We start from the raw sequence: 21,757 nt of genomic DNA on the forward strand, positions 1-21,757 counted from the left end.
TGCCTTGTCGTCGGTCGCGGGGTTCCCCACGTTCCCGGCCTCGCCCGCACAGGGGAGGCCCATTCGCCCCCGCTCCCTGCTCCGCCCCGGATGCGAAGCCGCAGGACGCCGCTCGCTGCTCCGCCCCTCTCCTGCTCCCCAGCTCGTTAGAATCGGTCGTCATGTTCTCGCCCGCCTCTTTCATCAGCGATGACGCGGTCGCACGTGCGGTCGCCGCCCACTGGCTGCCGCAGGCCGCCGAAGTCGATTACCTGCCCTGGGGGTTCGGCGCCTACCACTGGCGAGTGCGTGGTGCCGGCAGGACTCTGTTCGTGACGTTGGACCAACTGGCGCCCCGGCACACCGCGGCCTCGCTGGAGGCCGCCTACGCGGGGGCCGCCGCACTGGCGGCCGACGGCCTGGATGTGGTGTGTGCGCCGCTGCCCGCCCGGTCGGGGCGCTACACCGTCGATGCAGGGCCGGGCGTGCTCAGCGTGACGCCATGGCTGGACGGGCGGTCCCCGACCGAGGCGGAGGCCCGTGAGCCCCGGCACGTCCGTGAGGTCGTCGCCGCGCTCTCCGCTCTGCACCGGGCGGCGCCACCGGACGGCCTGCGGCACTGGAGCCCACGGGTGGGCCCGGAGTTCGCCGATGAGATGCGCGCCCTCACCGCCCGGCCCTGGACATCCGGCCCCCTGGCGGAGAGGGCGCGGGGCGCGCTCGCCGCCCGCCGCGACGCGATCGGGTGCTGGACCGTTCGCTACCTGGAGCTGGCGGGCATCGCATGTGCCCACCGGGACACCTGGGTACCGACCCATGGCGAGCCGCACTTCGCCAACCAGGTCGTGGGTGTCCGCGGGCTGAAGCTCGTCGACTGGGAGTCGTTGGCTCTCGCGCCGCGCGAGCGGGACAGTTCCGCTCCGCTCGACACAGCCGTCGGTACCGATCCGGCCCCCGACCCTGCGATGGTCGAGCTGTTCGCGCTCGACTGGCGGCTCTCCGAGATCGCCGAGTACGCGCGCTGGTTCGCCGCACCGCACACGGGGACCGATGACGATCACACCGCACTGGCCGGATTGTACGAGGAGTTGTCGGACGTCACCGGGTCCCTTGCGGCCGATTAGCCGGACCGTCGTCACCGGGTCCCCTCGGCCGATCAGCCGGACCGTTTCCGCGGGCGTCGCCCCGCTCGCGGCAACCGGGTGCCGGTGGGTGAGGCGTCGGGTGATCGGAACCGGGGCGGCCGGGCCGAGCGCCCCTGCCGGTTCAGCCGGCGTGTGTCGGCAGCAGTCCCCGGACCAGTTCGGTCACCTCTCCCGCACGGTCGTTGAGGTAGAAGTGACCGCCCCCGAACACATGCGTACGGAAGTCGCCCGAGGTGTGATCCCGCCACCCCTGGATGTCCTCGACGGGCGCCTCGGGGTCCCGGTCGCCCGTCAGGGCCACGACGGGACAGGTCAGGAGCCGCCCCGCGGTGTCCTCGTACGTTTCGAGGGCCCGGTAGTCCCCGCGCAGCACCGGGAGGATCAGCTCCAGCATCTCGGGGTCGTCGAGGAGCACCGCCTGCGTGCCGCCCAGGCCGCGCATCCGATCGACAAGTTCGGCGTCGTCGCGCGGCCGGAAGCGCTGCCGCCTGTGAGCGGCGGACGGAGCACGACGGCCCGACAGGACGAGCAGTTGCGGCTCGCCACCGGGCAGCCGCGCGAGGCGCACCGCCACCTCGTACGCCAGCGAGGCCCCCATGCTGTGCCCGAGCAGTGCCCGGGGCCGGTTGCCCGGCGGCCCCAGCACCTCGGCCACCAGGTCGGCCAGCAGGTGCAGGTCCTCGACGGGTGCCTCGTTCAGACGGTCCAGCCGTCCCGGATACTGCACGGCCAGCACGTCGACATCGGGAGCGAGATCCAGGGCAAGTCCACGCCAGTAGCCGGCGGAGCCGCCCGCGTGCGGGAAGCAGACGAGTTCGCAGTCCGCATCGGCTCCCGTATACGCGCGGTTCATCGTCTGGAAGCGCCGAAACCAGACATCCCGTTCTCGACGCACTGCGGCCGACCCCCGACTCCATGCTCAACTGCTCGCTCCGCGAGGCCGGTTCGCGGCCCATGCGCACTCGGCCGAGTATAAAGCGTGTTCCGAGGGTCCCGTCGTCCCCGGCGGGACCGTTCCCGGTGCTGCCCTGGGCGGAACGCCCCCGGCGACAATGGACGTGACACCCGCGCAAGAGCTCGACGAGGGAATCCGTGAACAGGAACGGCGAGAACGATCTGACGGCCGTGGCGCGCTCGATCGCGGCAGCCATGGCCGCGTCCGATGTGAGCCCCGACGTCCAGTTGGCCCAGACCCGTCACCGGGTCGCGCTCGCCTCCGGCTGGGACATCCGGGCCGGGGCCTCGGTCCTGGAGATCGGCTGCGGCCAGGGCGACATGACGGCCGTCCTCGCCGAGGCCGTCGGCCCGCGGGGCCGGGTCGTCGCCGTCGACATCGCGGATCCGCTGTACGGTGCCCCGGTCACGCTGGGCCGGTCGGCGGAACGTCTGAAGGGGACACCGCTGGGTTCCCGCATCAGTTTCAGCTTCGGCCTCGACGTTCTCGACGAGGCGGTCACCTTCCTTGACAACGAGTTCGACCACGTCGTCCTGGCCCACTGCTCCTGGTACTTCGCTTCCCTGGAGCAGCTCCGCGGAACACTCGCCCGGCTCCGTCGCTGGGCGCGGAGCCTGTGCTTCACCGAGTGGGACCTCGAACCGCGTTCGGCCGACCAGCTGCCCCACCTGCTGGCCGTTCTGGTCCAGGGTCAGATCGAGGCCGGTGGATCACGGGGCGACGGAAACGTGCGCACACCGTTCTCACGCGAGAGCCTGCTCCGGATCCTGCCGACGACGGGCTGGGACACCGGTCCGGTGCGAGCGGTGGACACATCGGCCCTGCCTGATGCCGACTGGGAGATCGACGCCTGTCGAAGGCTTCTTGACGACGCCGACCGGATGGCCGAGCTGCCGCGGGCCGTACGCGACCTGATCGTGAGCCAGGCGGATGTGCTCCGGTCCCTGGCGCGGGAACACGGCAACACACCGCTGACCGCCTACGCGCTGAACGCCCGCTGACCGCCCGCCGGGAGCGGACCGGACGATGCGGGCCCGAAAACGGGGCCGGCGGTCGCGCGGATCCGCGTGTGCACCGACGTCGGACGGCGGGCGCGGTCACCAGGTGGCGGGCAGGCCGAGGGGGCTGCGGGTGATGGTGCCGTGCCGCCAGGTGATGGTGTCGACAGGAGCGGTGAGGCCCAGGCCGGGGAGCCGGACGGCGAGTCTGTGCAGGCCCAGGCGGAGTTCGGCGCGGGCGAGCCAGGTGCCCAGGCAGTAGTGCCGCCCCCCGCCGAAGGCCAGGGTCTGGCTCTCCAGCGGTGCGAACAGGTCGCCGAAGGGAGCGTCCGAGAACGCCTCCGGGTCCCGCCCGGCCGCGCCGCGGTCGACGGTGACGATCTCGCCGGTGCGGACGGTGACACCACCGACCTCGATGTCCTCCGCCGCCCGGAAGGGATTGGCGTGGGCCGAGGGATCGCCCAGCGGGATCAGGTGCAGCAGCCGCTCGGTCAGCAGACCTGCCGCGGTCTCGTCGGACGCGCCGAGGCGGGCCCAGACCTCCGGACGGTCGTGGAGCAGGTAGAGCAGCGTATTGCCGAGCATGGTCATGGCGGTGTCGTAGCCCCCGACCACCAGGGTGCTGACCAGGTTGACGAGCTGCGGCTCCGGAATGCTGCCCTCCGCGTCGGCGGCCAGGACGAGGGAGCTGATGAGGTCCGTGCCGGGGGCGCGTCGCCGTTCGGCCAGCAGCCCCACCGTGAACTCGGTGAACTCCCGGGTGGTCTCGGCGGCCTCCACCGGATCCTTCTCGACGGTGGCGAAGCCGTGCTCGGTCCAGTGGAGCAGGCGCGTGGCGGCGACGTCGTGCACTCCCAGCAGCCTTCTCATGACCGCGATGGGGAGCGGGCGGGTGTAGTGGGCGACCAGATCCACCGGCGGGCCGTGGTCGACGAGCGCGTCGACGAGTTCATCGACCACATCGGCCACCCAGGGCGTCATCCGCGCGACGGCGCGAGGGCCGAACGCGCGCTGGACGGTGCGCCTCAGGCGGAGGTGCTGGGCGTCGTCCAGCTTGCCGACGGCGTCGGGAGAGTCCACCAGGCTGGAGGCGGCGATGCCCGGTGGGCGGATCAGGGTGCGCTTGAACCGGTTGTCGTTGATGACCTGGTGGACATCGGCGTACCGGGTGAAGTGCCAGACGGGAATGGACTCCGCCAGGGTGGTGCGCCGGGGCGGTGCGGGCCGGGCGAACGTCAGCCGGTGCAGCGGAACACGGGCGTCGATGGTGGGCATGGTCCTCCTGCCCGCGCGGCGGCGGGGCATACTGTCGACTCGGCGGGACCCCCGGCCGCCCGTACGACGACTCCGGTGCCGGGTCTCTGCCGGAGCCCGCTCAGGATCCCCCGACATAGTGGCAGCCCTCTCTCTTCAGATGCTGACATATGAGGAGAAGTTCACCCATACGTCGTGTATCGATTCGAGTCAGCGGCCGGCCCCGGGAAGGCTCCGCCGAGCGCCTTCCCGTACTCCCCGGCGAACCGGCGCGCGCCGTCGGACGCGGCGCTCCCATACGCCGACGCCCCGCCACCCTCACCGGGTGACAGGACGTCGGCACGCTCGCGCGGCGGGTGGCGGCGTCAGCCGCCCGACGGGTACCGCGTCACCTTCGCCACCTTGCACTTCACGTTCTTCGGGACCTCGCCCAGTCCCTGCGCCTTCTGCGTCGACTTCTGCCCCGGTGCCAGGTCACTGGCCACGGCCATCCCCTCGGCCAGCCGGGTGCCGGCCCCGTCCACGAACTCGACGTTGACGACGTAGCTCGCCTTCGCGGTGCCGTTGTTCATGATCTCGGCGTTCACCGACGGCCACTTCGTCAGCGAGTTCACCTCGCACCCCGACAGCTTCACGTCCGCCTCGGCGTCCGTGTCGTCCTCGGCGGGGTTCTCCGCGGGGGCGGGGACACCCGGTTCCGGTGCGCCTTCCTTCTCCTTCGGGTCCTTCCCCGGCGCCCCGCCCTCGGACGGCTCCGCCGAGACGCTGCTGTGTTCCACCGGGTCGATGCTCATGGCGGACACCATCAGGGCGGCGAGGCCGCCCAGCACCAGCAGACCGCCGAGCACGGACAGGGTGATGATCAGCCCGAGGCGACGCGGCTTCCGCGGCGGCATCGGCGCCCCCCAGCCCGGCCCCTGCTGGGGCCACTGCTGGTAGGGCTGCTGAGGTTGCTGAGGCTGCTGCGGGTACTGACCGGGTGGCGGCGGGTAGCCCTGTGACATACGTGATCCCCCCATGGGATGTTCCGAGTGTGCGGGGACACCGTACGGGTTGGCCGAAATGCGCGGTACAGCACGGGCGCCTTCTCAGCAACTTCGTCCGGTTCATCGCCATATGTCCATCACGAGCACCGGCCCCGACTGCCGTTTCCGTCCGAACCCGCCGGGGAACCGGGCCGCGGCGCTCTCACCCGTCGGCGAACTCGACACCGCCCGGTCCACGTCCGGCGGAGGGCCGCCCCACGGCTTCCTGCGCGTCGGCGCAGGCGAGCACCGCGTCGGCCAGTTCGGCGACGGACCGGCCCTCCTCCACCTCGACGCGTTCCAGGCCCCATCGGTCGACGGCACGCAGTACGAGCTCCTGGAAACGCTCCGTCCGGGCCAGGAACGCGTCCATCAGCCGCCGTTCGCCGGTCGTCGCCGTCGCGTATCCGCCGGCCGCGCGCACCCGGGCGCGGACGACGGCGTCCTCCGCGGTGAGCCATACGGCGGCCGTGTGCGGGACCTCCAGCCCCGCCACGCGCGCGGGCCAGAGCGCCGACCCCTCCAGGACCAGCCCCGGTCCGGTGCCGGGTCCGGTCGCACGCGCCGTGATCAGTTCCTCGATACGCGGCCACAGCCGTTCGTAGTGGCCGAGGACGGACGTGATCAGTTCGTCGGTCGTGAGCGTTCCGTAGTGCTCGGCGACGTGCGCGGGCACCTCCCGCTCCGGCGTCCGCCAGGGCCTGCCCGGATGCCGCGCCAGCCCGTCCGTCGACAGGCACTCGAACCCGAGCCGGTCCGCCACCGCGCGGGCGACGGTCGACTTCCCCACGTTCGACGTCCCACCGATCAGTACCACCCGCACACCGCTCATGACGGCGACGATAACAATCACCGCGTGACGGCGCGTCGAATCGCCCAGGCCCCCGGAGCGGTGGCCGGGCGGCCCCGCGGTGGATAGGGTGCGCGAATGATCAGAGTGCGTCGTGCTCGACCGGCCGACGGGGACGCCCTCGGCGAGATCCACGCCACGGCCTGGGAAGTGGCTTACGGTCCCTTCTTCGACCCGGAGTTCGCCGCACGCGGGGTCCGGAGCAGGCGGACCCGATGGCACGCGAGGATCACCGGGGGCACGGGAACGATCCTGCTCGCCGAGGACGACGGCCGCCTGCTGGCACTGTCCTCCTTCGGACCGTCCTCGGACCGGCCGGATCATGCCGAGATCCACAGCTTCTACGGCCATCCCGACGGCTGGGGCAGCGGCATCGCCCGCACGCTGATGACGGAGACACTGCGCCACCTGCGCGACGACGGGTTCCCGCGGGTGCACCTGTGGACGCTGCGCGACACCCCGCGATCGCGCCGCTTCTACACCGCGTGCGGTTTCGTCGGGACCGGTGCCGCGCGCACCTTCGACTTCGGCGACGGAAACCCGCTGGCCCAGGTCGAATACGGGCGGTCCTGCTCCTGCTGATGTCCGTCGAGGCCCTCACCCCGCAAAGGCCTCGACGGTGACCACCGGACCGTGACGCCGAGGCCTGGGCGCGGCCCTCGGCCGGGACCGTCGGTGTCCCCATGGTTGCTGAGCAGGAGACACGTCCCCATGGTTCCTGAGTAGGAGCGCTCAGGCGGATCGTACTGGTGTGCCCGTAGCGTCCGGCCCATGTACACAGACAAATCCTCCTCCACCGGAGCCCGGCGGGTGGGCATCACGGCGGTCGGCTCGTGCCTGCCCGAACGTGCCCTCGCCTCCGAGGAGTTGCAGAGACGCGTGGCGGAGCCGGGCGGACTGCCGCTGCCGCCGCGCATGCTGGAGCGGGCCACCGGCATCCTGACCCGCCGTGTCGCCGCCGACGGCGAGTACGCCTCCACCCTCGCCGCGGCCGCCGCCCGGACGGCGCTCGGCCGTGCCGGGCTCGACCCCGTCGACGTCGACCTGTTGCTGTTCGCCTCCGCCAGCCGCGACATGGTCGAACCCGCCACCGCGCACATCGTCCAGGCCGAGCTCGGCTCCCGCGCCCACGCCCTCGACGTGACGAACGCCTGCAACAGCTTCGTCAACGGCATCGACACCGCGCGCGCCATGATCCTCGCGGGGCGCGCCCGCCGTGCCCTCGTCGTCACCGGCGAGACGCCCAGCCGCGCCGTACGCCACCGCCCGGCCGACCTCGACCAGTTCCGCGACGGCTTCGCCGGCTACACCTTCGGCGACGCGGGCGCCGCCGTCGTCCTCGAACCGGTCCCGACCGGCGGCATCCTCGACGTGGACACCGAGACCCGTTCCGAACACTGGGCGGTCGGCGGCATCTTCGGCGGCGGCTCGCGCCATCCCCGCGAGGAGCAGCACACCTACTTCCACGGCGACGGCAACGAACTGCGCGACGTCTTCGAGAAGGTCGGCACCTGTGTCCTCGACCGCGTCCGCGACCGCACCGGTCTCGGCTGGGACGACTACCGGCACGTCCTCGTCCATCAGGTGACCCTGCCCTACCTGGAACGGTTCCGGGAGATCACCGGCGTCCCCGAGGACCGGCTGGTCGTCACCGTCCCCGAGACCGGGAACATCGCCTCCGCCACGCTCGGCGTCCAGCTCGACCGCGTCCACGACGGTCTGCGGCCCGGCGATCGCGTCCTGTTCGTCGGTCTCGGCGGCGGTGTCAGCATCACCACCATGGTCTGGGAGAAGGCATGACCGGCCTCTGGGTCGTGGTACCCGCCCATCAGGAGGCCGCCCGCGTCGGCGGCGCCCTCGACGCGCTCGCCCGCCAGCACGACCGTGACTTCACGCTGGTCGTCGTCGACAACGCCTCCACCGACGGCACCGGCGACATCGTCCGCGCCTTCGCCCGCCGTGCCCCGTTCCCCGTGCATGTCCTCGACGAACGGGAGAAGGGCGTCGGCTGCGCGGTCGACACCGGATTCAGGTACGCCATCCGGCACGGCGCCGCCCTGATCGCCCGCACCGACGCCGACTGCCTCCCGCACCGCGGTTGGACCGCCGCGGCCCGCGACGCGTTCGGACACGGAGCAGGCCTGGTCTGCGGCCGGATCGACGCCCGCCGGGACGAACACGGCCCGGTCGGCCGTGCCTCGTTCCGCGCCGCGGTCGCCGTCGCCGCCCTCTTCGGCCGGGTCCGGCCCGCCCACCACCTGCGTCACGGCTACCTCGCTCCGTACCGGATGCACGCCGGCAACAACATGGCGATCACCGCCCGGCTCTACGAGGCCGTCGGCGGGATGCCCCGCCGCCCCTCCCCCACCGACCGGCTCTTCCTCAACCGCGTCCGGCGCCACACCACGGCCATCGTCCACGCCCACGGCATGGTCGTGGAGAACTCCACCCGTCGGCTGCGCGCCTACGGCCTCGTCGGCACCGCCCGCTGGTACCTGGACCGGGGCCCCGGACGCCACGGGGAGGACCCGCGCTGATGCTCGACGCCCTCGCCCACGCCCTGCGCCGCGGCGGCCACCGGCCCGCCGTCCTCGGAACCACCCGCACCGGAACCGTACGCACCAGGGCCACCTGCGGTGACCTCGCCGACCTCGCCGACGCGTACACCGCCGCCCTGCACGCACGCGGCGTCGGGCGCGGCGGCACGGTCGGAGTCGCCGTGCGCCCCGGGCCGCGCGCGCTCGCCGTCATGCTCGCCGTGCACCGGCTCGGCGCCCGCGCCGCCGTGCTCGACCCGGGCGCCGGACCCGACGTGCTCCGGGCCCGGCTCGCCCTCGCCCGCCCGGACCTGGTCCTCGCCGACGCCACCGCGCAGGCCGTCGCCGGGTGGGCCCGGCCGCTCGCCCGGCGGGCCCGGCTCGCCCTGCCCGACCTCGCCGCACTCGGCCCGGTCGCCACGATCGGCCCCCGGCTGCCCGGCTGCGCGCCCGCCCTCGGCCCGGCCGCGGGTGCGGGCCGTCCGCCCCGGCCCCGGGACGAGGACGGCGACGCGGTCATCGTCTTCACCTCGGGCACCACCTCCCGTCCGCGCGCCGTCGTCCACACCCGCTCCTCGCTCGCCGCCGGTATGAGCACGGTCACCGGGCTGGTGCGGCCGGAGCCCGGCCGTCCGGTCCTGGGCGGGACCTTCTTCGTGCTCGTCCCGTCGCTGGCGAGCGGCGCACCCGTCGCGCTGCCCGCCCGCTCACCCCGCGTCCTCGCCCGGCAGCTGCGCCGCCTGGACGCGCAGGCCACCTACCTGACGCCCCCTCAGCTCCGTGCGGTGCTCGCCGAGGGCGCACGGTTCACCGGGCGGGTCTGGACCGGGTCCGCGCCCGCGAGCACCGGCCTGCTCACCCGGGTCAAGGAGAGCGGCGCCGACGAGGCGTGGGGCGTCTACGCCCTCACCGAGCTGTTTCCCGCGGCGGCGGTCGAGCAGGCCGAGAAGGCCGCGTTCGGCGGCGACGGCGACCTCGTCGGCGCGCCGCTGCCCGGTGTGGAGGCCCAGCCCGGCGGCGACGGCGAGCTCCTGCTGTCCGGTCCCGCCGCCCGCCACCGCTACCTCGGCGAGGAACCCGACCCGTGGATCGCCACCGGCGACCGGGCCCGACTGGACGGCGGCCGCGTCGTCCTGGAGGGCCGCTGCAAGGACATGGTGCTCCGCGGCGCGGAGAACGTCTACCCGGGCCTGTACGAGCCCGGTCTGCATGTGCCCGGCGTCGAACTCGCCCTGCTGGTGGGGGTTCCGGCCGCCGACGGCGACGAACGCCTCGTCGCCGTGGTCCAGCCGGCTCCCGGCACCGACCGCGCCCGCCTGCGCGCCGCGCTGGCCGCCCCGCTCTCCCGGATGGGCACCGCCCGGCCGGACGCGCTCCTCCTCGCGGACATCCCGCTCTCCGGCCGCTCCCGCAAACCGGACCGGGAGGCGGCCTCACGTCTCGCCGCCCGACAACTTGCCGCCGGCACGCGGCGCGCCGCGTGAGCCCGGCGCACACCGGGCCCGCACGGAACGTCCCCGACGCGCTCGGCGCCGCCCGGGTGCCGCGCCCGTCCGGTCCCCGCACCGGCGCCGCCCGCACCGACCCACGACCGGAAGGGACCCGATGAGCCCCGGTCCACCGCCGCGGCAACCGCTGTGGGCCGTGATCCCGGCGTACGACGAGGAACGTTCCATCGGCGCCACCCTCACTGCCCTCGCCGCCCAGAGCGACACCGGCTTCACCCTGGTCGTCGTCGACAACGCCTCCACCGACGGCACCGCGGCCGTCGTCCGCCGGTTCGCCGCGACCGCGCCGTTCCCGGTGCACGTCGTCGACGAGGCGGAACCCGGACCGGGCGCCGCCGCCGACACCGGTTTCCGCTTCGCCGTCGCGCACGGCGCGGCCCTGCTGGTACGGACCGACGCCGACTGCCTCCCGGCGCCCGACTGGATCGCGACCGCGCGGGCCGAGTTCGCGCGGGGAGCCGAGATGGTCTGCGGACGCAGTGTGCCCCGCCGCGACGAATCCCCGTCGTTCGCCGAACGACACCTGCTGCCCGCGCTGGTCAGGCTCACCTCGCTGTACGGCCGGTACCGCGGCGCGCACCGCCATCCCCGCTACCGCGCCCCCTACGTCCTGTGCCACGGCCACAACCTGGCCATCACCGCCGACCTGTACGTCCGTTGCGGAGGCGCGCCCCGGCTGCCGCTGCGCGATTCCTCGGACGACGTCGAGCTGCTCAACCGGGCCCGGGAGCACAGCCACCGGATCGTCCGGTCCGAACGCCTGGTGGTCCGGGCCAGCCTCCGCCGGCTGCGGGCCTGGGGCGCCCGGCGGACCCTGCTGTGGTACTGGGACCGCCGCTACCTGCCCGCCGACGACCGTGAGGTGCACGTCCGTTGACACTCCGACCGCCCACCGCCGAGGAGCGGGCCCGCCGCCGGGACCGCCGTGTCTACAACCGGTCGCACCCCGTCCTGTTCGCGCTGCTCGCCGCGACGCGGCACCGGCCGTCCGTGCGCCTCGGCGGGACGGTGCTGGTGCACGGCACCGACGCGTACCGCCGGATACTCACCCGGGTGCCGCTGGACCGTACGGCGGCGGGCACCACCGGCGGCGCGGCCCGCCAACTGTCCGGCGCGGGGCTGCTGTTCGACGAGGAGGGCGACCGGCACCGTGACGCCCGCCGCACGGTCGCGGAGGGGCTGGGCGCGGCGGGCACGGAACGACTGCGCCCGGTGTGGCGCGCGGTCATGGACCGGCACCTCGCGCCGCTGGACGGGGGCCGCCCGGTCGATCTGGTGCCCGCGGCCCGGGAGTTGGCCGGGGCGACCGTGTGCGCCCTGCTCGGTACCGGTCCCGGTACCGATCCGGCGGCGCTCGCCGCGGCGGCGGGCGACGCCGCTGCCGCCGCCGTGCGCGGCCATCTGCCCGGGCTCCGCCGCCCGGGGAGCGCCCGGGCCGCCGCTGCCGCCGCCGCCCGTCTGGAAGCCCTGCTCGCCGCGAACGGGGACAGCGCGAACGGCTACGACGCGGACGGGGGCGACACGGACAGGGGCGATGTGAACGGCTACGACGCGGACGGGGGCCTGCGGGCCATGCTCGCCGTCGCCGCCGTCAACACCACCGTGGCGGCGCTGCCCCGGGCCGTCGCCCGGTGCGCCGACGCGGGGCTGTGGGACCAGGCGGCCGACGACCGGCTGAGACCGGCGCTGGTCACCGAACTGTTGCGGGTCACCGCGCCGTCGCCGCTGCTGCCGCGGGTCGCCGCCGCCGACGCGACGGCCGGCGGCCGTCCGGTACGGGCCGGGGACCGGCTGATCCTGGTCGCCCGGCACGCGGCCGGTGCCCACGACATCCCGCCCGACGCCGAACGGCCGGTGGCGCCCGCCGTGTCCCAGCTCGTCTTCGGGGCGGGGCCGCACGCCTGCCCCGGCGCCCGGCTCGCACGCGCCCAGCTCGACGACCTCCTGGCCGCGCTCGCACCGCACCGGCCGGTCGTGGTGCGGGCCCGCGTGGACCGGCGGGCCGCCCTGCCGGGCTGGCGGGCCCTCGCCGTACGCGCCGTGACCACCGGGGAGGGGCGATGACGACGATCGCGGTGACCGGGGCGAGCGGCTTCTGCGGAGCGCACGTGGCCGCCCTCGCAGCCGCACGCGGGGCCGATGTCCTGTGCGTGGGCCGCCGACCGGGCCCGGTGGGCCGTCATGTCCCCTGGGACGCCGCGTCGCACGCCCCCGACCTGCGGGGCGCCGATGTCGTGGTGCACTGCGCGGCGGCCGTCGGCGACCCCGTCCCGGGCTCGGCGGCCGAGGCGGGGATGCGTGCTGTCAACGTCGACGGCACGGCCCGGCTGCTGGAGGCCGCGGCGGGCCGACCGGTGGTGTGGGTGAGCAGTGCGAGCGTGTACGCCCCGGGCCCCGGGCGCGACCGGATCCGCGAGGACCATCCCGTCCACGGGCAACTCAACGCGTACGGGCGCACCAAGGCGGCGGGCGAGGCCCTCGCGCTCGCCGCGGGCGCGGTGGTGCTGCGCCCGCGGGCCGTCTACGGTCGTGGCGATCCCCATCTGGTGCCCCGCGTCCTGGCCCGGGTCCGCGCGGGGCAGCTGTTCCTGCCGGGGGACGACGTGGACCTGAGTCTGACGGCGGTGGAGAACCTCGCCGACGCCTGCCTCGCCGCCTCCGGCTGGGCGCCCGGCGCGTACAACATCGCCGACCGGGTCGCCTACCGGCGCGACGCGGCAGTGCGGGAGGTACTGCGCGCCCACGGGGTGGCGGCGCGCGTCCGCCATCTGCCGCTCGCCGCGGCCCGGGGTGCGGCCGTCGCGGGCGAGGCGCTGGGCCGGTTGCGGCCGCACGTCGGACCGCCGCTCACCCGGTACGCCGTGGACCAGCTCGCCCGCACCGTCGTGCTCGATGTCTCCAGGGCCGTGGGACAGGGCTGGGTGCCCTCACGGAACCTGCGCGACTACACCGCGGACGTGGCCCGCGCCCGCGGCCGGACCGTTCCGCCGTCGGCCGCCGGGCACCTGCCGGACGGCTGAACCGTCCGATGGCCCGGCCACCGCGGGGAAGGGCCGCTCCGGGGCCCGGAGGGCGACCGGGCATCACGGTGACGCTCCTCCCCCACGTGTCCGCGTCGCCGGACGGTTCAGCCGGTCTCGCCCGGTGCCCTTGTCTGCTGTTGCGGCACGAGATGGTCCAGTGCCCGGCGGAAATCGTCGAGGGCGGATCCGAACTCTCCGACGGCGACGCGGAAGGCCGACCGGTCGATCAGGGCCTCGGCAAGTGTTCGGGACCCGCCTGCCGGGTGGCGCTCGCACAGTCGGCGGGCCAGGCCCACCCCGTCGTCGAACAGGGGACGCACACGCTCCTCGAAGAAGCAGCCGCGGAATTCGCCCCAGACCGCGGAACGGACGGTCAGGGCCCGGTGCAGTCGGACCAGTTCGGCGAGATGCCGGTCCGGGTCCTCGGCCGCTCGCGGGGCAAGGGCGTCCACCTCCTCGCGCAGCGTGCCGAGGCTGTCGACGTAGCGCCGCCGCGCATCGGGGGACCAGTCCTGGGGCGTCGTCCCCGAAGGCGGGTGCGGCGTACCGGGCGACGGCCGCCCGCCGTCGGCGCCGGAGAGGGACAGCAGGGCGCCCCAGAAGGATCTCTGATAGCCGCTCCAGGTCCTGCACTCCCCGGTGGAGGCCAGTTCCGCCAGCAGGGCGAGTGCCTCCTGTCGTACGGCGGCCGCCCGCTCGGCACGGTCGTGGCTGTCGAGCATCCGCGCGTACCCGATCAGCGAGTGGAGATGGCAGGCCATCGAACCGCGGTCGTTCCTGGCCTCGTCCGCTTCCATGTCGACGAGCGTTTGGAACGCGGCGAGCGCTTCGTCGGCCCGGCCGGCGCCGTCCAGCGCGGCGATCCACTCCAGGAGCGACCAGGCGAGTCCCCCGCAGACGGGCCCGTCGGGGAGAAGCGCGGCGACCAGTTCGGTCAGGGCGTCGGCAGCCTCGGCATGACGGCCCTCCTCGGAGAGACCGGCGGCCCAGCCGCTCAGCCCCTTGATCGCGGTGGTTCCGGCGCGTGCGGCCTGCGCACGGCCGATGGCGAGCATCTCGGCACGCATGGCAAGTCCTTCGGCGCGCCGCCCCAGGGCGTACTGCTCTCTCTGGCACGCGTCGAGTGCCTCGAACAGGTAGTCCGCACGGGTGGGTTCGGCCGGGTCGATGGCCCGCGCCGCGGCCACCGCCTCCTCGCACAGCGCGAGGCGGTCCTCATGCCGTTCGCCGTAGGCGGGGTCGTGACTCAGGCGTCGCAGGGCCACGGCAAGGCGGGGCAGGTAGGAGGCGGGGCCGACCCGCGCGAGCACCCGGTAGGCGTCGACCTCCTCCCACGGAGTACGCCGTCCCGACGCGAGCAGTACGTTCCGCGCCCGCACGATGTCGTCCTGATCGATTTTCTCGATTTTCTCCGAGTGATCCATGACGGAGATTCTGGGCGCCCCGGAAAAGGCCGGACAAGCCTGGCGACCTGTGCCGTTCGTCCTACGCAAAGGGCCTCTGACCTGTCATGATGGGTGTGGATTCGCCTCCCGCGCAGTGATCGGCGGTTTCGGCTTCCCGAACACACGGAACGGTCCCGTTCCCGGGGACTTCCTATCCGGCCGACGACGGGGCGGGGCGTTCGGCCCCTTCTCTCCTTCTCTCCTTCTCCCGTTCTCGCTGCGCATAATTCACCCGCAGCGCAATCCGGCCGGTCCCGCACTGGTCGCGCCATAGCGTGACGCCATGGAAATCGTTCGGATCACCCCCGCCGTCTGGCAGTTGCGGTTCCCCGTCGGTCACGTCCACCTGATACGTCTGCCCGACGGATGCGCCCTGGTCGACACCGGTGTACCGGGGTCCGCCCCGGCGGTGCTGGACGCTCTCGACCGGCTCGGGCACCGTCCCGAGGAGGTGCGGCAGATCGTCCTCACCCATTCCCATCTCGATCACATGGGTGCGGCGGCGGACCTGGTCGCGGCCACGGGCGCCCGGGTCCTGGCCGGGGCGCTGGACGCCCCGTTCGTCCGCGGCACCGCACCGGAGCCGGTGGCCGCCCACACGGCCGCGGAGCACACACTCCACGAACAGGTCATGGCGGGGCTCGCCGACGCGGACGTGCCCCCTCTGAAACACGTGCCGGTGGACATCGAGCTGAATGACGGCGACACCCTCGACGGCTGGGGCGAGCCCGTCCGGGTCCTGCACGTCCCGGGCCACACCCCGGGAAGCATCGCGCTCCATCTCACCTCCAGCGGCGTGCTGTTCCCCGGTGACAACATCGCCACCGCGGACGGCCGGGCGATCCTCGGTCCGTTCAACGTGGATCGGCGCCGGGCCATCGCCTCCTTCCGGCGACTGGCCGCGCTGGACGTGGAGACGGTGTGCGTGCCCCACGGCCTGCCGCTGACGGAGAACGCGAGCGCGGTGCTCCGGACGGCGACCCCCGAGGACGACTGGGTGTGAGCCGGGGACCGTCGTAGCACGACGGCCGCGGGGTGCCGACGTGCACCTCCACTGCGTGACGTGGCGTGCTGGTACACGGACGTTCCGACGCGCCGCGGCGGTACCCGGTACGGGACGATCGTCCCGTACCGGGTCCGGACCCGGGCCCGGGTCCGTGTCGACTGACGCGCCGGAGGCGGTCGGTTCGGTCGGCCGGATCGTCCCGGCGGTGTCACCCGTCCGGGAACGGGCGGCCCCGCCGGGTCGCTTCGCCCGGCCGCTCGGGAGCGGCTCGGGCAGTGGCTCAGAAGACGAACGGTCCGGGTGTCTGGGCGGATGTGGCGTTGCAGGTCGCGGTGATGCCAAGGACCACGACCTTGAGGGATGCCGCCTCCAGGCTGTCCCCCGAGGCCACGGTGCCGTTGAGCGGGCCCGTGGACACGGCGCCACCGGCCGGGATGGCCGGGTTGGCGTTGCCGGTGAACGCCACCGAACCGGAGCCGTTCTTGGTGAGGGTGAGTGTCGATTTCACCGAGTTCGCCCCGACGTTGATCGGGGCGGTGATGGCGGAGGTCGAGAGTTCGATCGTCGCGGCCGTACCGCTCTGGGTCGCTGTGAGGGTCGCGCTGCCGGAACCGTACAGGCCGCAGTCGAAGGAAACGGTGGCCGTGGTGGGGCTGACCGCTTCGGCGGTGGGGGCCAGTGCGAGCGTGCCCGCGGCGAGGGCGGAACAGATGCCGATCCGCCGTATGCCATGCCTCATGATGGTTTGGCCTTTCGTGTGGGGGGATTGCCGGCGCCGGATCGCCGTGCGGCGCCGGACCGTCACATATCCCTGACGCACCGTCAGCGATATGACTTCCCCATTGAGGCACGCCCCCCTTGAGACAACAAGGCACATCACCATGATTTTTGACATGCTACGGCCAATTTCATTCCGCTCCGGGCGCCCTCCCCCGCACGCCGCCCCGGGGCGGCCGGGGCGGTGGCATGCGGGGCCGCGCACTGGTCCACCACGGATTGCGGACCGCCCTCGGGGAGGCCGCTCGACGGGAGCGCCCGCGTACGGGCCGCGGTCTTCCCGGTAGCGGTCCACGGCCCGGTCGCGGTTGAGTGCCCCGGTCATGCAGGTGCGCTCGGATTCTCCGCGGAGGCCGCCGCGCCGTTCGCGCCTCTTGGGGGAACAGCCCTCGGCCATGAGGCGCACGCCTCCACCGCGCGGAACGCGCGCCGCGCATCGCGGACGTCCCACCGGGTTCCGGGGAACCGATAGCGAAAAAGGGCACCGGACCTGTGATGTCAGCAGATCCGATGCCGTGGCGAGTCACCGCGAGGTGCCCCGTAGTACTGCTGTCACCCCGATGTCAGCGAAAGGTCAGTCGCCGGTATTGGTGGCCCACACCGGGCGCCTGTCCTTGTCGTAGACGACCACGTTTCCGTCGTCCTGGATGGCGAGGTACGCGCCCTTGTGCCAGGTGCCGGAGGCCCAGAGCGGCTGACCGCCGCGGTTGTACAGGACGAAGTTCCCGTCCTCCTGCATGACGGCGTGGTCGCCGTTGGGGTACGCGCCGGGCGCCTGCCACACCGGCCGGTTGTCCTTGTAGAGAACGAAGTTGCCGTCCTCCTGCACCCTCAGGATGGCCCGGCCGTTGCCCGAGGTCCAGGCCTGGTTCTTCTGCAGCGTCGCCCTCGGGTAGATCAGTGTGTCGGCCGTCGGGCGCGCGGCGGAGGTGTGGCCGCGGTGGGCGGTGTCCGGGACGGAACCGGATGCCTGCGCGGAACCCGCCAGCATTCCACCGACCGCCAGGACCGCGGTCGCGACGGCGAGAGACGGGAAGGTGCGGAGTTTCATCTGTTTCCCTTCACAAGAATGGCGCGGCCCTGTTTTCCGGGCCACGCCATGAAACTCCCACACATCTCCACAGGGAAAACCATTCGCGGAGATTCGGCAAGCATTCAGAATTGTTGGGAATTAACGAAATCCATATCAGCGGAGCAGCCGCCCCGTGAGGAGCCCTCCGCCCGGGACTCCGCCGGACCATTCGGTAGGACTATCGCATGAATTTCCTTCATGGAATCCCTCCGAACCGGCCAGGGAATCCTTCCGAACCGGCTAAGGGCTGTCCCGTAACCCGTGGTGGATCAGTGCGCGGCGTCGGATGCGGTGCATCGCAAGGCGGGACATGCGCATACGGGATGTATGCGGATGTTCCGGCAACGCCGCGAGGTGCCGCAGCCGTCGTCGGGCGCCCGCCAGGGAGTGCCGGACAGCCCTTAGGAACCCGCCGGTGCCGTGGAGGTCTCGGTCCCCCGCTGTGAACGCGGAGTCTTCTCACCGGCCTTGTTGGGCTGGATGGTCCTCGGGTCGACGGCTTCGCCGGGTGCGCCCTGCCGGTAGACGCCGTCGGGGTCGGAGTCGCGGTCGTGGGGCAGGAGGAAGAACACCCGACGGCGGTAGAGGCCGCTGTCCGGATCCGCTTCGGCGGCGGCGTCGAGTTCGACGTACCCGATCATGCGGCCGTCGCGGGCGTAACGGGGCTTGCTGCGCCGGCGGGGGGTCTTGTCCAGGGCCTGACGGACGTAGTCGAGGTGCTCGGTGTCTTCCAGCCACACCACGTGGGCTTCGTGGGTGAGGTCGCCATCGGTCAGTAGCGAGCTCATGGCCACGACCTCTCCTTCGTCCGCGTGCACCGGTCCGGGTGGTGCCTGAATGGTGTGCCGCTGTCCCGCTGCGGGGGCCGCTCCGATCCCCGTACGGGGGTGTGTGCCCGGTGGGCCGTGCCCCCATCGTAGAGGGGCCGACGGTGCGGGTGCAGAGGGCGGCGCCGCACGGTGGGGGCCGGCTGGTGGGTGGGGATGTTGTTCACTGTTCGGCTACCAGGGCGAGGTTGGGGTAGAACTTGCGGCCGTTGGATTTGATCATGTCGGCGGGCGAGGCGAGGCCGACCTCCTGTCGGACCCGGGTGGCGAAGGTGCGGGCCGTGGCGGGCCGGATGCCCTCGCTGGTGGTGCACCAGGTGCTGTAGGAGGCGTAGAGCAGGCCCTGTTCCACGCGGAGTTCCGGCTTCTCGGGGTCGTGGACGCAGCACTCGGTGAGGAAGCGGCCGATGTGGTCCTCGGTATTGGCGTAGGCGCTGGTGGCGATGCGGACCCGGTCCGGGCCGGCGAGGGTGTCGCGGGTTGCGAGGTAGCGGCGGGCACCTTCGGTGAGCCAGTGCAGGATTCCGGGACCCTCGTCGACGACGAGTTCGACGGCGAGATTGTCGATCTTCCGTTCATCGGGAACGATCCGTTCGAAGGGCAGCAGGCGGATACGGCGCCAGAACGCGAAGCCACCGGTCGACACCTCGGGCCGATGGTTGCCCAGCAGCCACAGGTGGTGGGTGGGGGTGAAGGAGAAGTAATCCTGCCGCATCCGGCGGGCCTTGATCTTGTCCCCGCCGGTGAGGAGGCGGACCCGGGCTTCGTCGAAGCGGTCGTTCGGCTTGAGTTCGCTGCAGACGATCAGACGGCGGCCGTGCAGTTCGGTGAGCTCCGTGGAGTGCTCGGAGAACGCGCCGCGGTCCATGAGGAAGCCGGGCGGGGCGGCATCGGCGTAGTCGCCGAGGATCTGGATCATCACGTCGAGAAGGACGGACTTGCCGTTCTTGCCCTGACCGTGCAGGAAGGGGAGAACCTGCGCGCCGACGTCCCCGGTGATGGAGTAACCGAGCAGCAGGTGCAGGAAGTCGATCATTTCCTGGCCCTCGGCGTCTCCGCCGAAGGTGTCCGCCAGGAACCGGTGCCACCGGGGGGTGGGCATGTGCCGGGGTCCGACGCTGGTGGCGCGGGAGTGGAAGTCGCGGGTCGGGTCGGGCTTGCGGAGCCGACCGGTCCTGAGGTCGACGATGCCTTCGGGCGTGCACAGGGCGTAGGGGTCGCCGTCGAGGGTGTCCGGGTCGACGGAGAGGTCCGGTGACGCCTTGGCCTGGGTGAGCATGGCCTTCATGCCGGTGGTCGACAGGGTGCGCTTCTTGTGAAGACGCACTTCCCGGTCGCCGAAGAGGCCGCGGGGGTCCGTGTCCGGCATCTCCTCGGCCATTTCCCCCGCCGCCCACAGGGCGGCCTTCTCGCCTCCCGACCGCTTCCACCGGTAGCCGTCCCAGGAGTACCAGCCGAGGCCCTCCACGTGCCGGAACTGGTCGCGGTAGAGGCGGGCGAAGAGTTTCGCGTTCCCGCGGTCGGTCAGGGTGCCCGGAAGCTGCCCGGGGGGCGGCCAGGCCGCCTGGGACGCGACCGCGGGAGACCCCGATGCCTCGGGAACGGTCTGTGACGGCAGGGCCGCCGCAGGGGGCGCGGACGCCTCCGGGGCCGGAGCGGGATCCCGGGCTTCGAGGTCGAGCATCTGCTGGGCGGCGGCAGTGGCGTCGAAGCGCGCGCTCTCGGCACTGCTCATGAACGTCCTTCGGGGTGGAGCGGTCGGGCGGCCCCGGCTGCGAGACCGTCGTGGATGATCTTCTGGTTACGGGCTTCCTGCCAGGGGCGGGCCTCGTGCGCGGCGGCGGCGAGAAGGTCGCGGACCTCGTCCTCGCGGAGGTGGCCCGCGGCGGCGAGGCCGCCCGCGGTGAACGCTGCCCGGTTCAGTTTCTCGGTGAAGCCCACCCCTTCCGCCGTCGCCGCGCAGCGGCCCACCTCCGCGAGGAGCGGGGCCAGGACTCTGTGCGCGGACTTCGGGCGCCGCCCCCGCCGCGCCGGGGGAACGCCCGCGGGGCCTGGACGGGGCCTGGACGGGCCGAGGGGCCTCGGGGCCACCACATGCCCGGTGCGGGCGAGTTCGGCCGCGAGCCAGCCGGGGAGGGGCGCGGGCAGGCGGGCGGCCCCGAGGGCCTCGTAGCGGCCCTGGGAGGTCCTGGTCGTCGGGGCGACGATGTAGCCGCCCTCGGCCCGCACGTCGACCTGCCAGGCGAGGGCGACCTTGGGGCTGGAACCTGCCGAGGAACGGTATCGGGTCCGGGGGTCGGGGTTCCGGTACCAGATGTGGAGACCGCCCGAGGGGGTGCGCACCCGCAGTGTGTTCTCGTCCTCGGCGGGGTCGCTCTGCCCCCGGAAGGCGGCGAGCAGCGCCATCGTGTCGAACCCCGAGGCCAGGCCGGCGAGATTGACGGACTCGTGGATCGGGATGCCCGGGAGCAGGCGACTCCGGTCGGGGACCGGGGCGCTGTGCGCGTCGATGTCGATGACCACCAGGTCCGCCGGGCCACAGGCCACCCCCACACCGGATCGGGGGCTGTCGGTCCACCACTCCTCAATGCGCCGGGGGTCGGTGGTTCCGGCATGGAAGCCGTGGCAGGGCCTGCCCGCGGGGAGGCAGGGGCAGGTGCGGGGGTCGTGGGGCCGGTCCCTGCAGTCCGGGCAGTTCCCGGCGGGGGTCTTCCGGCCAGGGGCCAGCGGGTGGACGGGCCAGCCGTTCTCCGCGCACCAGCGGGCGACGGAGAGCGACGGGACATGCCGGACAGCGGGAGCTCCGGGGGTCGTCTCACCGTGGCGCCGCACGCAGTCGTCCTTGTCAGTCCGGTCGTAAAAGCTTCAGTCCCTGCCCCTGCACCGCTGGTCACAGGGTTTTCGGACCCCGTCATCAGGGACTGAAGGGACTGTCATTCGGAATGAGTGTAGGCACTTACCCGTTGTCGGTCCCGTCATCTCGCCCGCGCGCCGTTATCCGATTCTCAGTCCCTTGAGTCCCTTCGGACCCTCCTCGACACCTCAAAACGCCTGAAAAAATGGATGTATATACCGTTTTTTTGAAGGTGACGCGGCGGGCGCCAGGTTGACCCGAGGGGCGCTGGGAGTCCCCGAGACGGGGGAAAGTACGGCGCTCACGGCAGGGCGTCCGCGCCTCAGGGACCGAAGCGAGGGACCGAGGGACGGACCGGGGACCCTTGGTCCCTGCCTTCAGTCCCTTGCCATATCCGCAGGTCAGAGCATGTTTCAGTAGCTCGACAGGGACTGAAGGGACTCAAATCCGCAATTATGAGCCAGCTACGTAATGAGTAAGACAAGATGTACGCGTGCACATA

Annotated in this window: 20 protein-coding genes; 10 read left to right on the plus strand and 10 right to left on the minus strand. The window is 72.8% G+C overall.

The features are described 5' to 3' along the window. Positions 1-161 precede the first annotated feature (161 nt). The gene (locus ACF1CT_RS07845; RefSeq protein ID WP_391782881.1) at positions 162-1,103 is read left to right on the plus strand and encodes a phosphotransferase; all 942 of its coding nucleotides are present in this window, start codon (positions 162-164) and stop codon (positions 1,101-1,103) included. A gap of 142 nt (positions 1,104-1,245) precedes the next feature. Here ACF1CT_RS07845 and ACF1CT_RS07850 read toward each other — a convergent pair whose 3' ends face one another. Further along, positions 1,246-1,977, minus strand: coding sequence for a thioesterase II family protein (locus ACF1CT_RS07850; protein WP_391782882.1), 732 nt, complete (start codon positions 1,975-1,977; stop codon positions 1,246-1,248). A 296-nt stretch (positions 1,978-2,273) separates the two neighbouring features. Here ACF1CT_RS07850 and ACF1CT_RS07855 point away from each other — a divergent pair, with 296 nt between their 5' ends. After that, positions 2,274-3,080, plus strand: a complete 807-nt coding sequence (locus ACF1CT_RS07855; protein ID WP_391783066.1) for a class I SAM-dependent methyltransferase — start codon at positions 2,274-2,276, stop codon at positions 3,078-3,080. A gap of 96 nt (positions 3,081-3,176) precedes the next feature. Here ACF1CT_RS07855 and ACF1CT_RS07860 read toward each other — a convergent pair whose 3' ends face one another. From ACF1CT_RS07860 to ACF1CT_RS07870, 3 genes are all read right to left on the minus strand, one after another. Then, a complete protein-coding gene (locus ACF1CT_RS07860) occupies positions 3,177-4,352 on the minus strand; it encodes a cytochrome P450 (RefSeq protein WP_391782883.1) in 1,176 nt (391 codons plus the stop codon). A 344-nt stretch (positions 4,353-4,696) separates the two neighbouring features. Then, positions 4,697-5,335 carry an FxLYD domain-containing protein gene (locus tag ACF1CT_RS07865; RefSeq protein ID WP_391782884.1) on the minus strand — a complete coding sequence of 213 codons (639 nt, stop codon included), beginning with the start codon at positions 5,333-5,335 and terminating at the stop codon, positions 4,697-4,699. A gap of 184 nt (positions 5,336-5,519) precedes the next feature. Continuing rightward, a complete protein-coding gene (locus ACF1CT_RS07870) occupies positions 5,520-6,188 on the minus strand; it encodes a hypothetical protein (RefSeq protein ID WP_391782885.1) in 669 nt (222 codons plus the stop codon). Between the two features lie 96 nt (positions 6,189-6,284). On the opposite strand from ACF1CT_RS07870, the gene ACF1CT_RS07875 reads away from it, so the two are divergent. The 7 genes from ACF1CT_RS07875 to ACF1CT_RS07905 all read left to right on the plus strand — a co-directional run bounded on the left by ACF1CT_RS07875 (position 6,285) and on the right by ACF1CT_RS07905 (position 13,271). Continuing rightward, positions 6,285-6,788, plus strand: a complete 504-nt coding sequence (locus ACF1CT_RS07875; protein ID WP_391782886.1) for a GNAT family N-acetyltransferase — start codon at positions 6,285-6,287, stop codon at positions 6,786-6,788. 189 nt (positions 6,789-6,977) lie between these two features. Then, positions 6,978-8,006 (plus strand): 3-oxoacyl-ACP synthase III family protein, encoded by a 1,029-nt coding sequence (locus ACF1CT_RS07880; RefSeq protein WP_391782887.1) that lies wholly within the window; start codon positions 6,978-6,980, stop codon positions 8,004-8,006. After that, complete coding sequence (locus ACF1CT_RS07885) at positions 8,003-8,743, plus strand: glycosyltransferase family 2 protein (protein ID WP_391782888.1); 741 nt, start codon at positions 8,003-8,005, stop codon at positions 8,741-8,743. The genes ACF1CT_RS07880 and ACF1CT_RS07885 overlap by 4 nt, the downstream gene beginning before the upstream one ends. Further along, positions 8,743-10,227 (plus strand): AMP-binding protein, encoded by a 1,485-nt coding sequence (locus ACF1CT_RS07890; RefSeq protein WP_391782889.1) that lies wholly within the window; start codon positions 8,743-8,745, stop codon positions 10,225-10,227. The genes ACF1CT_RS07885 and ACF1CT_RS07890 overlap by 1 nt, the downstream gene beginning before the upstream one ends. Positions 10,228-10,348: 121 nt before the next feature. Next, positions 10,349-11,128 (plus strand): glycosyltransferase, encoded by a 780-nt coding sequence (locus tag ACF1CT_RS07895; protein WP_391782890.1) that lies wholly within the window; start codon positions 10,349-10,351, stop codon positions 11,126-11,128. Next, entirely contained in the window at positions 11,125-12,315 is a 1,191-nt protein-coding gene (locus ACF1CT_RS07900; protein WP_391782891.1) for a cytochrome P450, read from the plus strand. Before ACF1CT_RS07895 ends, ACF1CT_RS07900 begins: the two co-directional genes overlap by 4 nt. Continuing rightward, positions 12,312-13,271 carry an NAD-dependent epimerase/dehydratase family protein gene (locus ACF1CT_RS07905; protein WP_391782892.1) on the plus strand — a complete coding sequence of 320 codons (960 nt, stop codon included), beginning with the start codon at positions 12,312-12,314 and terminating at the stop codon, positions 13,269-13,271. Before ACF1CT_RS07900 ends, ACF1CT_RS07905 begins: the two co-directional genes overlap by 4 nt. A gap of 107 nt (positions 13,272-13,378) precedes the next feature. Here ACF1CT_RS07905 and ACF1CT_RS07910 read toward each other — a convergent pair whose 3' ends face one another. After that, a complete protein-coding gene (locus tag ACF1CT_RS07910) occupies positions 13,379-14,698 on the minus strand; it encodes a hypothetical protein (RefSeq protein ID WP_391782893.1) in 1,320 nt (439 codons plus the stop codon). Positions 14,699-15,002: 304 nt separating this feature from the next. Between ACF1CT_RS07910 and ACF1CT_RS07915 the strand changes: the two genes are divergently transcribed. Continuing rightward, positions 15,003-15,722 (plus strand): MBL fold metallo-hydrolase, encoded by a 720-nt coding sequence (locus ACF1CT_RS07915; protein ID WP_391782894.1) that lies wholly within the window; start codon positions 15,003-15,005, stop codon positions 15,720-15,722. A gap of 283 nt (positions 15,723-16,005) precedes the next feature. Here the strand turns inward: ACF1CT_RS07915 and ACF1CT_RS07920 are convergent, their stop codons facing one another. From ACF1CT_RS07920 to ACF1CT_RS07940, 5 genes are all read right to left on the minus strand, one after another. Continuing rightward, a complete protein-coding gene (locus ACF1CT_RS07920; protein WP_391782895.1) occupies positions 16,006-16,464 on the minus strand; it encodes a hypothetical protein in 459 nt (152 codons plus the stop codon). A gap of 612 nt (positions 16,465-17,076) precedes the next feature. Then, a complete protein-coding gene (locus tag ACF1CT_RS07925) occupies positions 17,077-17,553 on the minus strand; it encodes a hypothetical protein (RefSeq protein WP_391782896.1) in 477 nt (158 codons plus the stop codon). A 422-nt stretch (positions 17,554-17,975) separates the two neighbouring features. Next, complete coding sequence (locus ACF1CT_RS07930) at positions 17,976-18,362, minus strand: DUF6009 family protein (RefSeq protein ID WP_391782897.1); 387 nt, start codon at positions 18,360-18,362, stop codon at positions 17,976-17,978. Between the two features lie 202 nt (positions 18,363-18,564). Next, positions 18,565-20,136, minus strand: coding sequence for a phage/plasmid primase, P4 family (locus ACF1CT_RS07935; protein ID WP_391782898.1), 1,572 nt, complete (start codon positions 20,134-20,136; stop codon positions 18,565-18,567). Beyond that, positions 20,133-21,233, minus strand: coding sequence for a bifunctional DNA primase/polymerase (locus tag ACF1CT_RS07940; RefSeq protein ID WP_391782899.1), 1,101 nt, complete (start codon positions 21,231-21,233; stop codon positions 20,133-20,135). Before ACF1CT_RS07940 ends, ACF1CT_RS07935 begins: the two co-directional genes overlap by 4 nt. Between the last annotated feature and the right edge of the window lie 524 nt (positions 21,234-21,757).

The sequence above is a fragment of the Streptomyces sp. NPDC014734 genome (genome assembly GCF_043083325.1).
In the GTDB taxonomy this organism is placed as follows: Bacteria; Actinomycetota; Actinomycetes; order Streptomycetales; family Streptomycetaceae; genus Streptomyces.

Bases quoted from the DNA above. Each gene is read 5' to 3' on its own strand.
- ACF1CT_RS07915 (WP_391782894.1), top strand. From the start codon at position 15,003: ATGGAAATCGTTCGGATCACCCCCGCCGTCTGGCAGTTGCGGTTCCCC.
- ACF1CT_RS07895 (WP_391782890.1), top strand. From the start codon at position 10,349: ATGAGCCCCGGTCCACCGCCGCGGCAACCGCTGTGGGCCGTGATCCCG.
- ACF1CT_RS07930 (WP_391782897.1), bottom strand. From the start codon at position 18,362: ATGAGCTCGCTACTGACCGATGGCGACCTCACCCACGAAGCCCACGTG.
- ACF1CT_RS07920 (WP_391782895.1), bottom strand. From the start codon at position 16,464: ATGAGGCATGGCATACGGCGGATCGGCATCTGTTCCGCCCTCGCCGCG.
- ACF1CT_RS07875 (WP_391782886.1), top strand. From the start codon at position 6,285: ATGATCAGAGTGCGTCGTGCTCGACCGGCCGACGGGGACGCCCTCGGC.
- ACF1CT_RS07880 (WP_391782887.1), top strand. From the start codon at position 6,978: ATGTACACAGACAAATCCTCCTCCACCGGAGCCCGGCGGGTGGGCATC.
- ACF1CT_RS07845 (WP_391782881.1), top strand. From the start codon at position 162: ATGTTCTCGCCCGCCTCTTTCATCAGCGATGACGCGGTCGCACGTGCG.
- ACF1CT_RS07885 (WP_391782888.1), top strand. From the start codon at position 8,003: ATGACCGGCCTCTGGGTCGTGGTACCCGCCCATCAGGAGGCCGCCCGC.
- ACF1CT_RS07870 (WP_391782885.1), bottom strand. From the start codon at position 6,188: ATGAGCGGTGTGCGGGTGGTACTGATCGGTGGGACGTCGAACGTGGGG.
- ACF1CT_RS07890 (WP_391782889.1), top strand. From the start codon at position 8,743: ATGCTCGACGCCCTCGCCCACGCCCTGCGCCGCGGCGGCCACCGGCCC.
- ACF1CT_RS07910 (WP_391782893.1), bottom strand. From the start codon at position 14,698: ATGGATCACTCGGAGAAAATCGAGAAAATCGATCAGGACGACATCGTG.
- ACF1CT_RS07905 (WP_391782892.1), top strand. From the start codon at position 12,312: ATGACGACGATCGCGGTGACCGGGGCGAGCGGCTTCTGCGGAGCGCAC.
- ACF1CT_RS07860 (WP_391782883.1), bottom strand. From the start codon at position 4,352: ATGCCCACCATCGACGCCCGTGTTCCGCTGCACCGGCTGACGTTCGCC.
- ACF1CT_RS07925 (WP_391782896.1), bottom strand. From the start codon at position 17,553: ATGAAACTCCGCACCTTCCCGTCTCTCGCCGTCGCGACCGCGGTCCTG.
- ACF1CT_RS07935 (WP_391782898.1), bottom strand. From the start codon at position 20,136: ATGAGCAGTGCCGAGAGCGCGCGCTTCGACGCCACTGCCGCCGCCCAG.
- ACF1CT_RS07865 (WP_391782884.1), bottom strand. From the start codon at position 5,335: ATGTCACAGGGCTACCCGCCGCCACCCGGTCAGTACCCGCAGCAGCCT.
- ACF1CT_RS07855 (WP_391783066.1), top strand. From the start codon at position 2,274: ATGGCCGCGTCCGATGTGAGCCCCGACGTCCAGTTGGCCCAGACCCGT.
- ACF1CT_RS07850 (WP_391782882.1), bottom strand. From the start codon at position 1,977: ATGAACCGCGCGTATACGGGAGCCGATGCGGACTGCGAACTCGTCTGC.